Annotated in this window: 7 protein-coding genes and 1 other RNA gene; 2 read left to right on the forward strand and 6 right to left on the reverse strand. The window is 48.4% G+C overall.

Going from position 1 to position 15,714, the window contains the following annotated elements:
• Nucleotides 1-27 precede the first annotated feature (27 nt).
• From AC07RN_RS18665 to AC07RN_RS18675, 3 genes are all read right to left on the reverse strand, one after another.
• Entirely contained in the window at nt 28-3,879 is a 3,852-nt protein-coding gene (locus AC07RN_RS18665) for a hypothetical protein (RefSeq protein ID WP_478337030.1), read from the reverse strand.
• Between the two features lie 429 nt (nt 3,880-4,308).
• The gene (locus AC07RN_RS18670; protein ID WP_113876202.1) at nt 4,309-7,623 is read right to left on the reverse strand and encodes an NERD domain-containing protein; all 3,315 of its coding nucleotides are present in this window, start codon (nt 7,621-7,623) and stop codon (nt 4,309-4,311) included.
• Entirely contained in the window at nt 7,620-8,405 is a 786-nt protein-coding gene (locus AC07RN_RS18675; protein ID WP_113876201.1) for an AbiJ-NTD4 domain-containing protein, read from the reverse strand. Before AC07RN_RS18675 ends, AC07RN_RS18670 begins: the two co-directional genes overlap by 4 nt.
• 527 nt (nt 8,406-8,932) lie before the next feature.
• Here AC07RN_RS18675 and AC07RN_RS18680 point away from each other — a divergent pair.
• Entirely contained in the window at nt 8,933-9,787 is an 855-nt protein-coding gene (locus tag AC07RN_RS18680) for a hypothetical protein (protein ID WP_113876200.1), read from the forward strand.
• Nucleotides 9,780-13,070 (forward strand): DEAD/DEAH box helicase, encoded by a 3,291-nt coding sequence (locus AC07RN_RS18685; protein ID WP_113876199.1) that lies wholly within the window; start codon nt 9,780-9,782, stop codon nt 13,068-13,070. The genes AC07RN_RS18680 and AC07RN_RS18685 overlap by 8 nt, the downstream gene beginning before the upstream one ends.
• A gap of 106 nt (nt 13,071-13,176) precedes the next feature.
• On the opposite strand, the gene AC07RN_RS18690 is transcribed toward AC07RN_RS18685, so the two are convergent.
• The 3 genes from AC07RN_RS18690 to smpB all read right to left on the reverse strand — a co-directional run bounded on the left by AC07RN_RS18690 (nt 13,177) and on the right by smpB (nt 15,566).
• On the reverse strand, nt 13,177-14,418 hold the full coding sequence (locus AC07RN_RS18690; RefSeq protein ID WP_113876198.1) for an integrase: 1,242 nt from the start codon (nt 14,416-14,418) through the stop codon (nt 13,177-13,179).
• 204 nt (nt 14,419-14,622) lie between these two features.
• Nucleotides 14,623-14,985, reverse strand: a transfer-messenger RNA (tmRNA) gene (ssrA, locus tag AC07RN_RS18695).
• A 98-nt stretch (nt 14,986-15,083) separates the two neighbouring features.
• Nucleotides 15,084-15,566, reverse strand: coding sequence for an SsrA-binding protein SmpB (gene smpB, locus AC07RN_RS18700; protein ID WP_041689708.1), 483 nt, complete (start codon nt 15,564-15,566; stop codon nt 15,084-15,086).
• Between the last annotated feature and the right edge of the window lie 148 nt (nt 15,567-15,714).

Genomic DNA, 15,714 nt, shown 5'->3' on the forward strand with positions numbered 1-15,714 from the left:
ATTTTTGAATTAGCCTTCAACCAGCCTTCATTCAAACCGTTGTTCCCTTTCACTATCTTCCCGTTGTTCGCGTTCTTTTTGGCGCGCGACCCACTGACTCATTTTTTCACCAACTGTTTTGGCTGCCTCGGCGATATCCGGACGCGCGTGTTTACTCAGCGCACTGATGGCTCTTGCTCTAGCTTGCATTATGTTCGCCAGGCTACCAGTCCAGGATGATGGAGTGATTTGCTCAGCAAAAGACTCCAGCACAGTTAATGGCTCAGGAGAGGCCTCTAACAGTTCTATAGCAGCTTCGTGTATGGTTAGTACATTCTGTTCATCATTCTTTGACCAGAGAGTCACACCAGCCGCAATAGCAGCCCAAACACTGGGATCATTTCTGGCACGGCACCATGCAATCAAGACGCTAGTACTTACATCAGCAAGAGGAGAACGGCGTAAACCGCCACGACGAATAAAGAATTTTCTTCTCTGCTGCTGTTCCTCGGTGCATTCAAAAATGCAATTGAGAAATAATTCAGGCATTAACGCAACAGTTGTTGCTATAGTCTTCTCGAATTCAAAAACATATCCATAGCTTTCATCAATGAGATTGAAAATTGCGTCCAACCACTCAATTTTTTTTACCTCATTACCATCGAAACGCAACGCGGCTTCGATAACTCGCTCCATGTAAAAATCATTTGTACCTCTTTGGCCTCTGTCGCTGTTTTTAATTCTCTGGATTGCGGCAGTGAGACCAAGTAGTCGAAAGTCTGCGCTAAGCGTATCTGTAGATTCATCTTTACCATGAAGCTTCATGGATAGTGCGTCCAAAATAACATCGTCGCCGTTAACTTTATTTAGGAGGCGCTTAGCAAGATCAAGTAAACGGACTCTCGGTAAATTGGCGTATTGGTCTCGCCAGAGAATTGGCTCATACATGAAAGGGCGAATGTCTGGATCATCCAAATGCTTCATGCAGCGATCCAAATCATTTACTGTAAATTTCCCCCAAGGATGCAAGCCAACCAATACCTGTCGAAGTTCAGGATGCTGCGCACAATGGTCGAGAAACTTCTGTGCTAATGATGGATCGACAGAGTCAACTTCCTCGATGAATCCCCCAATAACTCCAAAGTCTTTGTTAGCATCTGGCTGTTTTTCAATTTGTTCAACAAGTCGCTGCCAGCCAACACATAGATCATGTGCCCCTCGAGCAAGCCCTCGACCAAAGACAGCACGATAAGGCATTCCACCAATAGAAAACAGACCAGATCCTAACTCTTCAAGCACATGATCTGATAAGGCAAAGTCGCATCCTAATTGAAATGCTTTATCTTCTAGGCGTTTTCGGGCTGCGGTATATCTATTGGTGTCCTCATGTTCAAAATCCGGATCCAGTGCCCAATAATCATGATTTGTACTCAACACGTATGTCTTTATTGTTGGAATTAACTCTGTGGGCTCCAACAGCTTCTCTAAGGCAGCAAGATTGTCCGGTAACGGCTCAACATCATCTCCATCGCCATGCTTGGTATAGTCAAAATAGATTGTTGTACGAACGGCTTTCCAACCTTCTATCCAATGACTAAAAGCATTTAATGTACGGGCCGCATCGACGAGTTTGTCTCGCATTGCTTCTTGAAACCAAATACCCCTGAATTTGTCAGCCAGGATTGATCGTGCCGACCTTTCAAGCTCAGGATCTCCGGATGCCGCTAATTGGATAATGACGTCAATAAAGGCGCTGCGCCATTCGAAAAGTTCATCATAGTTGGGTTCGTATCCATAGTCTCTTGGTCGAGCTCCAAACTCACCAACCCCAAACCCTGACCACTGTGGGCCATCCAGGGCAGTTGACAGCATCTTTAAGCCCAAAGATCTACGCGTAATAATGCTTGATGCAGTGCATTCGTCCATTAAAGCAATACGCTGGCTTAGGGATGCATGAGTACCAGACAGATACGCCTGGAAAAACCTTGGGACCATGTTTCGAGCAGAATCCTGGTCATTATTATCGGCTTCGTTGTCTGCCATTCGAATAAGGAGCCTGGCGCATCGATCAAAGGCGTTCGGTTCGTATGCCAATAATTGTAAAAGACGGAGGACGCTTCGTCGCTGCGGATTGTAGCCTGGCTCCATACCTTTAAAATCAGGTGAGGAGAGTACGGCCTCAATTCGGTTGAGTAATGCTTCAGGTGCAACTGGCCCGATATACTCAAGTATTCGTGCCGAAACATCATTTAATTCGATTATTCCCCCCAGCATACCTTCAGGCTGAAGCCAAGCTTCAACAACCTCTTTCGCAACAGGATGGTCGTGCAGCAACCCCAGGCGGTGGGAAAAAGACATTAATAAACGCTCACAACCCGGGGCTTCAAAGGTCGTTCTAAGTTGAGAAACTGGAATGCTATTAAGCGCGGATGCTGCCAACTTATTAGCAATGGCATGAGGCAAGATTGCTCTCCAGTGGGATCTTTTCTGGACAATATGTCGTTCCATCAGCTTCGTAACAGCTTTGAATAACTGTATTTTGGAATACCCAAAGAGGGCACCCAATATTTCCAGTTCGTCGGTAACTGCACCCGGATTAGAGACGGAGAACGAATATACCAGGGACAATATTTCAGCTTGCTCACGTAAATCCCCGTCGGGATGATTACGCTGCTCAAACAAGCGATTAAACAACTGCGCATCAGAAAGCAGAGCCAAACTCTCTCCTTCTTCTCCTCTCTCCGCTATAGCCAAAGCAACTCTTGCATTCCCATCTGCGAACTCAGCAATACGACGGGCATTATTCTGACCAATAGAAGGGTAGCGACGGATAAGAAGTTGCTCTGCGACCTCCGGACCATCTGTCTCAATATGGATGACCTCAGTTGTCTGTGGTTTGTCATCCTTAATGTCGTACTCGATAGTGATAAGGCTTACTTCTTTTCCTGCGGCTGATACTTTGCTGGCAAGTGAAGCGTGTAGTTCTGATGGGCAATTATCGAGGATCATGATGGCTCGTCGGCCCTCAGCGATCAGCTTATCAAGCATCGCCGTTGCCGAAGGTACTGGCTCAGCTCCAGTATCAACATAAATAGCTACTGTCCGGTCAAGCGCATCTGTTCCAACAGTTTCATCGAAGAGTGCCTGAACGATCCGGGTCTTCCCAACACCAGATAATCCTGTAATACGAACCACCTTATTCGTCGACCGAATAAGTGCCCGCATTGGATTAATAGCTTCCTCAATTTTGAGTTTTTGCCCCTTTCCCGACGGTAAAGTAATAGTTACACCTGGGGCTGAGATTAAAGTGTCCGTAAAACCTTGTGGTGGATTGCTCCACGCACCGTATGGTTGCCAACCAGAATACCCTTGTCCAAGTTTCCCTTTTACCCACAGCATGACTGAAGGGTGTTGGCGCAACCATTGAATGAGTTTGGAACGGTCGTAGAAATCAAGATGAAGATTGCTTTCGTTAGGATCGTCTTTTACCGCATCCCGCATTGCTTTGAGACGATCCGTCTTTCCTGACGGCGAGCAATCATCGCCCAAGCTGACAATGATGTAGCTGCCTTGCTTTCTGGCTTGTTCAGAAATGGTCGATGAAAGTGCTTTGCCGGTGCCCATCTCTTTCTCGATTGCAACCTTTGGCATCCTATGTTTCTTTGCCTGAAAGACCGTATCAGGCCTTACAAGAAAGCCAGCATCCAGTTGCTCAACTGGAACCTGAACATGGATATCAATTCCTCCGTCAGGGGCAGTGATTGAACCAGACCAATTTACACATGCTGGACTATGGCCATGCATTGCCACTTCAGCTTCAGCTAGCCGAGCTATCAGCTCTTCCAACTGAGAATCGGAGAGCCGAAGTAATTCGTCCTTTTCGATGTCAAAGATTGCCACGCCTTCACCTTAGTAAAAAATTTTTGTCCTGGTTCTTACACTATGGATACATATTTGTGCGCCCCGCACTCTTAAGAGCAAGCACTGTTAGAATGGAGCCTAGCGAATAAGTGAACCTATCCCAATGTGTATACATAAGGGCTTTTATCGAGCTCGAAAATTTCGTCCCTGAGAAAATATTGCTCTAAATGATGTACAGCCGAGCATATCTGACTTTGTCTTGAAGAAGAGAGATCTAGTTTTAAATTCACCGAAAGTCGAGTAACTTCCATATGTGCTCCGGAAGAATTGATTTTGTATTAGGTTCGCTTATCGATGATAAACAGAGTAAAACATATCCGCTATCAACTGCCCTTGGTCATCGTGGGCAAAGGTGATCTACTTGGAGCATTTGGTCTTAAGGTTTTTCAACTTTCAACGCTGACGCTTTTACTTCACGTAACGAATACGGTCTTCAATCTTCTGGATCGCGTTGAGTGCTTCATGACCTAGCTCCTCTTCGTCGCAAAGACTGCGTAAACGTTGCAGGTCATCGGTGTCACCAAACTGCCCAATCACTTGAATGGAAAAGGAAGCTATGCTCGCCAGATCATTCATTAACCCGTGTTCGTGGTACGTTTTCTGCGACTCATGGTTGGTCAAAGCATCGCGGCAGATAGCCAGGGCTGTTTTCGGATAGCGCGTTACAACGTTAATTCTTGCACCATCCGTAGACAACATTCGTGATGTTGAAGACCACAGTGCTCCGGCACTTGCCGAAGCGGAGTAAGTCAGTAACGTAGTCCGCGCATTAAGAGTCTGAGGCGAGGACTCAAGTTCACTATTGTTCAGCTTGCAAGCCCAGTAAGTTAACTCCCCGCAAGCCTGCATAGCTTCATCGATATCGACAGGTGATGTCGTATTGGTAGGAAGTGGAAGGCCCAAAATCCCCATCGCTTCGTGCGCTGCAAAAAAAACTTCGACAGCATCTTGCGGCATGACCGACCTTTTGGCTGGCAACGTAAGCCATGGTTCAATAGCCTCGGAAACTGCTGGGTCACCGAATTTTGCGAGCTGACTAATCAGAGTACTGACAAACAAAACATACTCGGTACTCGCCCCTTTGAGTGACTTGAAGAGGAACTGCTGTTTCTGATCCCTGGCGAGATTGTTTATCTCTTCCCAATAAATGCTGTCATAGGGGTGATCGAACTGTCGAGAGAAGATATTCCATGCTCGCGTCTCGGACTGCGTTCCTGACTCGGAGAACACACTTTCGAGCTCCTTTAAGACCACCGTTCTGTAGTTTTCTTCTTCGGCATCTAGTCCACCTAAACCCTTAAGCGCATCCAAAATCATAGAGTTCATAAATATGCCCAATTTGTCTATGGAATCTTCTAGTGCCAAGATCATCTTTGCCTTGACGGAATCATCCACATTATTTAAGTGGACACAAAAGTCTATCGTGTCTAGCTGAAGGTGGTAGGGCAAGCTTTTCATATGTTCAAGAAGATTCAACACACATGGCGCTGCCCATGATGCTTGCTTCGTGAACTTTGTGATTCCGAGAATGACGTAGAATTCGCTGTGCGTGCTCGCTTCCTTCCATGATTTTTTCAAAGCTTCACCAAATTTTCCCCCTGGGCTATGGCGAAAACTTAGGCCGCCACTATGGACGAAGGACACAAGCTGCGAAAGCGCGATCTTACGATTAAACACATAGGCTTGGCTAAATGTCTCGTGCCGAAGTGGCACCTTTTTGGCCCTTGCTTCTTTATAGAGATCACGATTGGCTTCGGCAATTTTCTCGTCCATGACGCGACATGCTGTCATGATTTGCTCTAAGTAGACACCCTGCATTAAAAGCCAGCCGATAGCGGGAAGAAAAACTTCGAATTTCGAGAGGATTGGCCGATTAACGCCAGTTTCAATTGAACAGCTATGCCATCCCTCGCCATTTAGTAGGAAGCGCAGTTCAGAAATCTCTGCGATCATTTCGGCAATTATCACATCGAGCTTTGCTTTTACAATACGTCTCGCGGTATCTCCACACTCTCCCCGCACGCAAGACTCAAGGATGCCCCGATCAGTTGTCTTCTCCAAAATATCCCTTAGCGTCGAATCGTCTTCCATCGCGCCGACAATAAGAGTCTTAGAACCATTGAATCGTGGAGATCGTAGAAAAGCCTGCACACGCTCAGAGTCTGCGCGCGCTACACGAATCGCAGATTCCGCTATGAAGGCATAGAAAAACATTTCATGAGAGAAACTAAGTCTGTGACCGCGCTGTAGCACAAGCCGTGAGTCAAGGATCGCGTGCCGAGTTGTGTCTGTCACGCTTGTCGCATCACAAAATCTGTCGAACTCTCGAATGGACATACTAAACGCAGTTTGAGAGATTAGTTCTTCTGCAAACCCGGAAAGAGCCCTAATTCCCGCAGTTGCGAAACTGCCTAGGCGCATCCTGGCGACCGTGTCGAATAGAACAAACGTACTTGCCCAGGCAGGCAATGATGCGGCCGCCTGCCCAATGAGTTCCGCTTCAAGCCCTGAGAGTGCTATCTCAAGTAGAGCTTGGCAGTTCATGAAGTTTTCATCTTCTTGGCTAAGTTTTGCGATCTGTGACTTCAGTGCATGTTGCGGCGGGCGGACTTGAATCTCTTCGACGGGCAAAAGCTCTTTTCTAGCTAATGCACCTTGTGAGGTGATAACGACGCCGGCACCATAGCGTAGTGAAAACGCTTGAATACTGCGTGTCAAAGCAATTTGCAAATGCTCTGGGCATTCGTTGTAGCCGTCAATAAACAGGACAATATGCCTTACAAGGAGACGGCTTGCTCTCAGTACATCGCGCACGGAAGCGCCGAGTAACATAAGCTCGGCATCAATTATTTTCTGAAGCTTGCCCTCGAAGTCTTTGCCTTGGATGTGGATAGGCAGCACACCCACCTGAATACATTCTGTGGCGATACGTGCACTCAGCAAGGACTTTCCACATCCTGATGGCCCCCTGATCAGAAGCGCAGATTGCGATGAAATAGCCTTCTTAAGAATATTTGATGCCGAAATCAGTTTGTCATCAAGGAGGTATTGGTCTTGTAACAGTCGTGCACCAGTTGGCCCATGATACTCCAAGAAAGCGGATTCATAACAAGACACTGTTCGCTCCGATATGAGCACAGTTTCATTAATTGCTGCATCTATTCCCGATACGCATTCAAGGTTCAAATGGGCTGCAAGTGCTTGGCATTGATCTTCACTTAGCAAGGCTCCTGATATTGAACTGAGAGCAATCTTGATCGCATCCAGTCCGCCAGATTTCACCTTGAAGTCACTCGGTGGCAATGAGGAGCCAGATGGAATCGCCGGCGTAATAGCTAATAAGGCGTTGGGATACCCGGAAAGAGTGCCGAATAGCTCGGCCATTGAATCACGCAATGCATTCTTGGCATCCAACGCTTGAGTGTACCCGTTGCGTAGCTTTCGGCTACCGTACGGTCCGACTTGCATCCAGAGGCCGTTCACACCTCCCTTGATGGGAAGTGTGTATCCCTTAGCTTCAATAACGAGAGTAGTTGTGGCGGAAAAGACTGCAGCATCAACCTGACGCCCGTTAACGTTGAAGTTGGCAAATATGTAGGCCCATCCAGTGCCCTTTTCTAGAGCATCGCAAACGGTGACCAAGACATCGCGATCCGAGGCGTGTTCTATCCGTTCCCCGATAAATAGTCGAACGCCGTTCCCACAGTGACGTGCTGTACTCATAAGGTTGACTTACCTGTATGACGCGCTAAATATCGACATAGCACTCCACTCACCCCGACCATCAATTCCGCTTCTTCAAACTCAGGTTTTTTTTCCATGAGATGCCTGCCGAAATTGGAGGAGTAGGCCCATGCCTTCTCAACGATCTGATCTACAGGCTTGGGAAAAAGCCCGGGATTTCGCTGGATCAATTGACCAAGCGTGTCCTTACTTCCTATAACGTCTCGCGCCACGCATTCCAGAGCAGCCATCGCATGCTGGATCGCTCCACTAATTTCAGGTTGAGGCCTACGTGATAGATCCTGCAGAGCCTCGTGTAGCTCATATGCTGCGGTCGTGCGATGCTGCTGGGAGAGTAGTAAGTGTCCTTCCTTCACTGCTATCTCGAAGGCTTCAGTACCTCGCATTTGAATCTTTTGATCGAGAAGCTGCCAACCGATGCCAGCCACCCTAAAATAGCTGTTAACTTCTCCCGAAAAGTCACCGTCCTTGTAAAGAGCCTTTTCAGCCAAATGCTCGATGAAATCGTAGACCTCGAACCATTCAAGCTCGTCCATCAGGATTCCGACTTCGTCATCGATATTCGGATACTCTGACCAGTTGCTCTTATCTGGAGTTTTATAAAGGATGCCGCACAACCTAAGACGAAGTTCGCTGGGGGCGAAGCCACATCGGTAGGCGATAGACACGATCGCGACTCTCAGCGATTCTGGAGCTTCGTGTCTGATGCTGATTTCTGCGTCAGGCCTTGAATAACCCTGTCGCCTGGAAAACGAGTCCATAGTTCCTCCTTAACCGTACGCCTCAAGCTACCATATTACCTTTTAAATTTCTCAGCTGCTGAATCTGGTTTTCGCCGTATCCGGCTGATAATCATGCTGTTCACATAACTATCAAGCTCAGGACAGTTTGTGCCCTAGCATGATTTTCGCGACTCGCTGTTTGGTGCACGTTGAGATGTTCGTCATCGCCACACACCTTAACTTACAGAGCAGAGTTCGAGGCCGGCTTTCAGCTTGATCTGATAGGCAAAGGTCGGTATCACATTTTCATTCTTGGCTAGCGAATATAGTGCAAAGCGATTCGCGTGGCAGAGACGCAAGGAAGTATTTCGTTTATCATCTTTTTGTACTGTATTGTCTTGTGGCTTATGGTTGCAAGATCGATTGGCGCAGCTACACCAAGCTGATCGGATGCAATTAAAAAGCCTGCTTTCCTTACGTGAGAATGTTGAATCAAACATGTTTTCATAAAAATTTCTCATGCTGAAATTATAATTAATTACTTCTATTGCAGGTGAAAAAATAGGATGCCAATTACCTTCAATCAGGCCTTAACTGCAGAGTGCGAGTTTTCAGAATGGACAATCAGTAATAAAAGTCGAGCTAAGCTGATTGAAGTGATTGCCTATTTATATTTACGGCAGGAAGAAAATGCTCAGAGAGTAATTGATGCCCTAGAGCCGCGACGGCGGGTTTCGAAAGGAAGGGTGGCCGAGAATGTCGTGAGAAAACTGACGGCTCCGCGTGCTGAAGACGTCGAGCTACTCCAGTCAGGAACCGAAGCACAGAAGGAGGCAGCGAGAAATCGGATCAACACATCTATTATTCATCGGGATGGACTTCTATTTCAGCATATCTCTTGGATTGCCGCGCGGCTAGAGCTTTCGGACGGCTATATGACGTCACCCCACGTTCGACAGGCGGATAAAGGCTTTGACGGTTTTATCATCGAGCTAGATGAGAGAGTGTGTGAGATCAAACGAATTGTGCTCTGTGAGGACAAGGCTTCGAAATCGCCGCGCAACCTTATAACCTCTAGCGTGTGGCCCGAAATAAGAACAATTCGGAGCGGCGATCGCGATGATGAGATCCTCGCCGACCTCGTAACTTTGCTTAGGAGTGTTCCAAGTATCGACGCAGAAGAGGCTGTGGATAAAATTTTCTGGGAAGGCGCTCGCGAGTTCAGAGTTGCTGTAGCGACTGGTGAAGATCAGCGCAGAGCTGGGAATTTTTTGCATATCATAGCCGGTTTCAAAACGGCGGCTGGTGGTGAACTCGAAGCTCGTACGGCTGGTGTGTTGGCCTTCGAAGATGTGCGTACGGGTTTGGATCTTCTCGCCGGAGAGGTGGCTGCCAAAGTCGAGGAGATCGCCAATGTTTGACCCTAGTTCCCGCGCGCTCCTGCGACAGGCCCCTGATTTGCCCGGCCTCGCTCCTGAAACTCTAGACGAGCTGTTGACGGCTGCACACATAGAACTAGCGACTGTACGGCTTCTGTCTCGCGAAGGTGAACCTGAGGCCATAAGCGATGTACTCGACCAGGTTCGACGCCTTGCTTCGACCTTCGAAGCCTATGTTGCACTCGATCTTCGACCAGAGCAAACGCGCGCCACGGCTTTTGTCGCCGCGAGCGCTCATCAGATATTGAGCCGCGTTCGCGAGACCGCAATGGATCGCCCAACCGTTGTTTCAAGTGATGCAATAGGATCATCAATTTCAGCGACGCTTTTATTCCTGATTGCTGGTCGGGCAGCAGACGCAGCGGAAGTCGCTAGTCAGCTCCGGGCGAAGGGGGAACGTCGGGCAGTACGACGTTCGCTGATCCTGAGCCTTCGGGAATTGGCAACTGGTAATCTCACGACACTGATAGAGCGTGACCTCGGCGAAGACATCATAGCAACGCGAGATAGCCGAGAAGTAGCCACTGACCTTCTTTTAAGGGAATGTGCTTATGTAGTTCAGGGGCTTGGACAGGAGGCGCGTGGAAGCGCTGTGCCCGACACTGATATTCGTTCAAGACTCAACCGTGTTCTCCACTTGTCGGAGGCCTCAGAGGTAGAGATCAACACAGCGTTGGAAGGGAAAGTTCATCACCAGTTTGCCGGTCCGCATCATTTGGCCACTTTGTTGAGCCGGCTTATTGATGGAGTGCAGGCTGCGATGCTAATTCGACTGCCAGCACCATCAGGTGCGCAACCAAAGACATGGGCCGACTGGCTCCTGTCTCAGACACATTCCCGTCCATTTCTGTGGATCAATCATTTAAAAGCTATCGGGACGGGATATCTGAACCGTGGCAGGTCTATGGTGATGACGTCACCGACTGGTTCGGGCAAAACTACGCTATCCGTACTAAAAATCGCAGCAACTCTTTGTGCGGGTGAGAGCGTTGTTTATCTAGCTCCTACTCACGCGCTCGTCGATCAAGTCGAGGCCGATCTCTCCGCACAAATCGGCGAGTTAGAAGTGGTGAGCGTCGTTGAAGACGTTGCGCTCGAAGAGCTTGGGGAAAAGCTGCCACCATTCTCTGTCATGACTCCTGAACGTTGCCTTGCCCTCCTTGGTTTCGCACCTGAGCTTTTTGACAAGGTCGGTCTCCTTGTATTCGATGAGTTTCATCTCATTAGTGCAGATGATCCCGCTACTTCATCGAAAATTAGTACACGAGCCATTGATTCGATGTTGGCACTCCTGACGTTTCTCCGCCATCGTAAGAGAGCAGACCTACTACTGCTGTCAGCTATGGTCTCTAACGGCGCAGAAATCGCTCGTTGGTTGCGGTCTGTAACAGGAAGGGAGGTTGAGTCGTTCGACGATCCTTGGAAGCCAACTCGACAGCTTCGTTCTTGCGTCATCTATGACCGCTCTGACGTGCGTGAGGCCGTACAAGTTGCATCAAAGGCAAAGACCAAAGCTGCAAGGAGTCGGGTTTACGCACAACCTCTTGGACTCTTTTCCCTGATTTCTGGGTGGCATCCTAAAAGGCCAGAGAAGCTGGTAATACAGGCGCTCACGGATCAAAGGCCGTCGCTTCTTAAAAATGCCAAAGGAAAATTGACATCAAACAGAAATGAAGTCGCTGCGCGAATCGCGGCAGACTATGCAGCCATGGGAAAGCGGGTGATTGTGTTCTGCAACGATACCAAAGCGTGCGGGAGCGTTGCAGGCCAGATTAATGAACTACTGGCGCCGGCAACCATCGCTCTGGATGTGACGCAGGAGGAAATGCGTAAATCAGTTATCAGGGATATTGGAGCGGCCGAAGCTACATTTGACCCTATGGGGTGCAGGGCTGCAGTTCATCATGGTGACTTGCTACCATTGGAACGGCGGCTGACCGAAAGCATTTTTCGGGCTCGTAGGGATACTGATAGTGAGGACCTAGGACTTGATGTGGTCGCCGCAACATCCACAATTGCGCAGGGACTTAATCTGCCGTGTGATGTTGTGATTCTTGCTGGAACCGATAGAAGTGCGGTTGATGATCCCAGCGGGAACCCTCGTGCGGACTTACGTCCTCACGAGATACTTAATGCGCTCGGGAGGGCTGGTCGTGCGGCGTATGCCGCAACCGGCTTGGCAATCGTTGTTCCTGCAACACCTATCTGTGTGGAAATAGATAACCTCTCCCTTCCGTCGGATGGAATTATGAAGATCATTTTCTCGGAACAGGATGCCTGTGAAGAGGTATATGATCCGATAGAGTTACTTCTTGACCGGATCGAAATATCCGCTAATTCGGATCCTAAAGTGCAGTCAATTATCCGGCGTATGACTGCTGTCACCACAACAGGAGAGAGCGGCTTCGACGATATCGTTTGCCGTTCATTAGGTTTTTTTCGGCGTAAGGAAACTGATGCTTTGCGAGCTGACCAGTGGCTTGAACATCGTCGAATTGCACTCAAGGCTGCTGAGGAACAACTGGAAGATCCCCTCGTTCTCGATTGGCAACGGGAAATTGCTATCCGTAATGGTATTCCACCAAAGCTGATCGAAAGATTGGTTGCAGCGTTTGATACAGCGCCAGTTGAAAAGACGGCGACAGAGCACTGGATCAACTGGCTACTGGATATAGTTGCTGACCATCCTTTAGATTTAACAATTTTCGTCAGACAAACTGCTCTTGAGTCCGTTTTTGGTCGTTCTTACACAAATACAACAAAACCCAAGGCTTCTTCTAAAAGAATATTGAGAGCACTCAAAACATTGGTATCAATGTGGTGCGCAGGGCGAACACTTATCGAGATCGAGCATTGGCTTCTAGCGTTCATTCGAAAGCACGAGGGAGAGGTTAAGCAGCAAGCAAACCAATCCACTACAGCACAACGGGCCCGCCGATTTGCTATACGCATTGCGCCTGATATTGGCTTTCTCTGCGGCGTGCTTGGACAGATAGCCGCTTTCAAAGCCGCTGAACAAGGCGTGCCCATGACTCCCGTGATAGAAATGCTTCCGCAGATGGTGAGAGCCGGTGACTATGACCGTCATCAAATGGCTTTAAGGCAAATGAATAAAATTGCCTCGCGAGTTGGAACCTTTGAAATGCATATCTCACTTCGTGACTCATTCAAAGCTGGAGCTTCCGCAGAAATGGATGTTGTTAGAGAGGAGGTTCAAACCGCAATCTTGCTCCAAGCATTTACGGATTTGGATGAAGAAGAGTAGAACTACTTTTATGAGAAGGGGGTAAAAGCCCCCCAATCTCAGATTAGAGCACATTGAGCAAAGAACGTAGTGCCTCTGCTGGCAACAATAACGTGAGCTAACGTGCTTATCCAACCAACCGCATGCTTTTTATTCCACCTTCAAACATACTTCCATTATCAGCAGCTTTAACAAAATCTGCCCACCACTGCATCATTGGCCGTCGCTGCTCAAGGTAATCGCTGCGGTTATAAGCGCGGCGAACCTCATTCTTATCCACATGTGCCAATGCAGCCTCAATAACATCAGGTGGAAATCCCTGCTCATTAAGGGCCGTACTTGCAATAGATCGCAGACCGTGTGAAACAAGCACACCACCAAAACCTGCACGTTTCAGTGAAGCGTTTACGGTTTGGCTATTCATTGGCTGGTTGGGCTTGATACGGCTAGGGAAGATAAATTCCCGGTTGCCGCTTAACGACTTCATCAACTCCAGAACAGCCACTGCTTCATCTGACAAGGGAACAGTATGGTCACGGTTCATTTTCATCCGTGATGCGGGGATTTTCCATTCTCGCGCTTCCAGATCCACTTCATCCCAGCGAGCCTCAGCTGCTTCGGCTGGGCGAGTGATTGTAAGAAGCTGCCACATGAACAAGCATCGTGTTGACTGGATAATGTTGGCGGTACGCATAGTCTGCATGAGTTGAGGTAACTGATCCGGGCGGATGCTTGGCATGTTCTTCTTCTGAGGCTTCTCGAATGCCTTGCCAATATTGACGCTTGGGACAGCATCAATCAGACCTGTATTTTGAGCATAAACCATGACCTCATTGATGCGTTGGCACAGGCGACGGACAGTTTCCAATGCTCCGCGAGCCTGGACAGGTTGAATTGCTTGGACCAGAGTATGTGCATTAATATCAGTAATACTGATATCGCCAATCGCTGGTAAAACATCTCTCTCTAGCGAGCGCCAGATATCTCCTGCGTAGTCCTCTGTCACACTGGCTTTCTTCACATTCCACCAACGTTCAGCAACGAGCTGGAAAGTATTGGTTTTAGCTTCAAGCGAACTGCGCAGTTGTTCTTGTTGATGCTCCTGAGGATCGATCTGTTTTGCGAGGAGAACGCGAGCCTCTGCCCGGTAGCTTCGAGCATAGGCAAGTGTGACTGACGGATAGGGGCCGATGCTCTTCTTCGCACGCTTCTTGGTGACTGGGCGAATGTAGCGAAATTGCCAGATTTTACTGCCACTTGATTTGATGAGTAGCTCAAGGCCATCGCCATCATAGAGAACGTAGTCCGCTTCCCTGGATTTGGCTGATTCGATTTCCTTCACGGATAGAGGTTTGGTTTGTCTTGCCATTGCCGGGTTTCCATAGTTTTAGGCACCTCAAAAACAATAATGTTTTTTGAGGTGCCTAACAAGGTGCCTAAAAGGTTCGGATTTAATTAGTTTGCTTCAGACTTCCCCGGACAAATTGAGGGCACAAAAAAGCCCGCAGGGCTTGTGCCATGCGGGCTCTTTAGACTTAATCGGATGACTCTGGTAATCATCGATTGAAGATTTTGGTGGAGCTGGGGGGATTTGAACCCCCGTCCGAAATTACTACATCCTCGGTACTACATGCTTAGTCAGTCTTTACATTCGCACGCCAGCTGCGGACAGACACGCCACTAACGAACTAGCCTGATTAGTTTTAGCACTTCAGCCCCAGGCAGGACATCCGCGCGATCTCTTTTGGGTTTGACCTCTCTTTATCCCCGTCTTAAGAGCGGAAGCTAGGGAGAGAGGGCTCTTAGCAGGGTATTAAGCTGCTAAAGCGTAGTTTTCGTCGTTTGCGACTATTTTTTTGCGGCTTTTTACGAGGCAAACCGCCCCTCGGCATGCACCTTGGGTTTCGCAAATCCCGTCGAATCCAGAATCAGCCCCAATGTGTTGAACTCAGTATACCAGAACTGCCAACGGAGATGCCAGTCCGGAACGTCAAGTTCTTAAATCACTGTAATCTGTATAAAATTTACGCGGGGTTAACGCCCTGCGTGTTTCATGATTCGTGCTTTATCGACCTGCCATTCGCGATCTTTCAGATCTGAACGTTTGTCATGCTGTTTCTTACCTTTCGCAACGCCAATTTTGACTTTGCACCAGGCGTTCTTCCAGTACAGCGAGAGCGCAACGACGGTGTAACCTTCACGGTTGATACGCCCGAAAAGGGATTCCAGCTCGCGCTGATTCAGCAGCAGTTTACGGGTGCGAATCGGATCGCAAACGTAGTGGGAAGAGGCGACAGCCAGCGGCGTGAAGTTCGCGCCGAACAGGAAGGCTTCGCCATCAATCAGGATCACATAGCTGTCGCTGATATTGGCTTTCCCCGCACGCAGGGATTTAACTTCCCAGCCCTGTAAGGAGAGACCAGCTTCGAATTCTTCTTCAATGAAATATTCATGGCGGGCACGCTTGTTGAGCGCAATGGTGGCCGAGCCAGGTTTATGTACTTTTTTCTTCGTCATAAGTGTCGTAAAACCATAGGTCATCTGATTTCAAAAAGTAACCTCATTGCGACTGCGTCCTGTGAGGTCTAACGCGCTATCTTAGCACGAGATGAGGGCTGCCGTTTTTTTAACAAGGGATAAATGTTATTATTTGTTTGTTGTGTGA

The sequence above is a fragment of the Lelliottia sp. GFLA7 genome (assembly GCF_056490165.1).

Bases quoted from the DNA above. Each gene is read 5' to 3' on its own strand.
- smpB (WP_041689708.1), bottom strand. From the start codon at position 15,566: ATGACGAAGAAAAAAGTACATAAACCTGGCTCGGCCACCATTGCGCTC.
- AC07RN_RS18675 (WP_113876201.1), bottom strand. From the start codon at position 8,405: ATGGACTCGTTTTCCAGGCGACAGGGTTATTCAAGGCCTGACGCAGAA.
- AC07RN_RS18670 (WP_113876202.1), bottom strand. From the start codon at position 7,623: ATGAGTACAGCACGTCACTGTGGGAACGGCGTTCGACTATTTATCGGG.
- AC07RN_RS18690 (WP_113876198.1), bottom strand. From the start codon at position 14,418: ATGGCAAGACAAACCAAACCTCTATCCGTGAAGGAAATCGAATCAGCC.
- AC07RN_RS18680 (WP_113876200.1), top strand. From the start codon at position 8,933: ATGCCAATTACCTTCAATCAGGCCTTAACTGCAGAGTGCGAGTTTTCA.
- AC07RN_RS18685 (WP_113876199.1), top strand. From the start codon at position 9,780: ATGTTTGACCCTAGTTCCCGCGCGCTCCTGCGACAGGCCCCTGATTTG.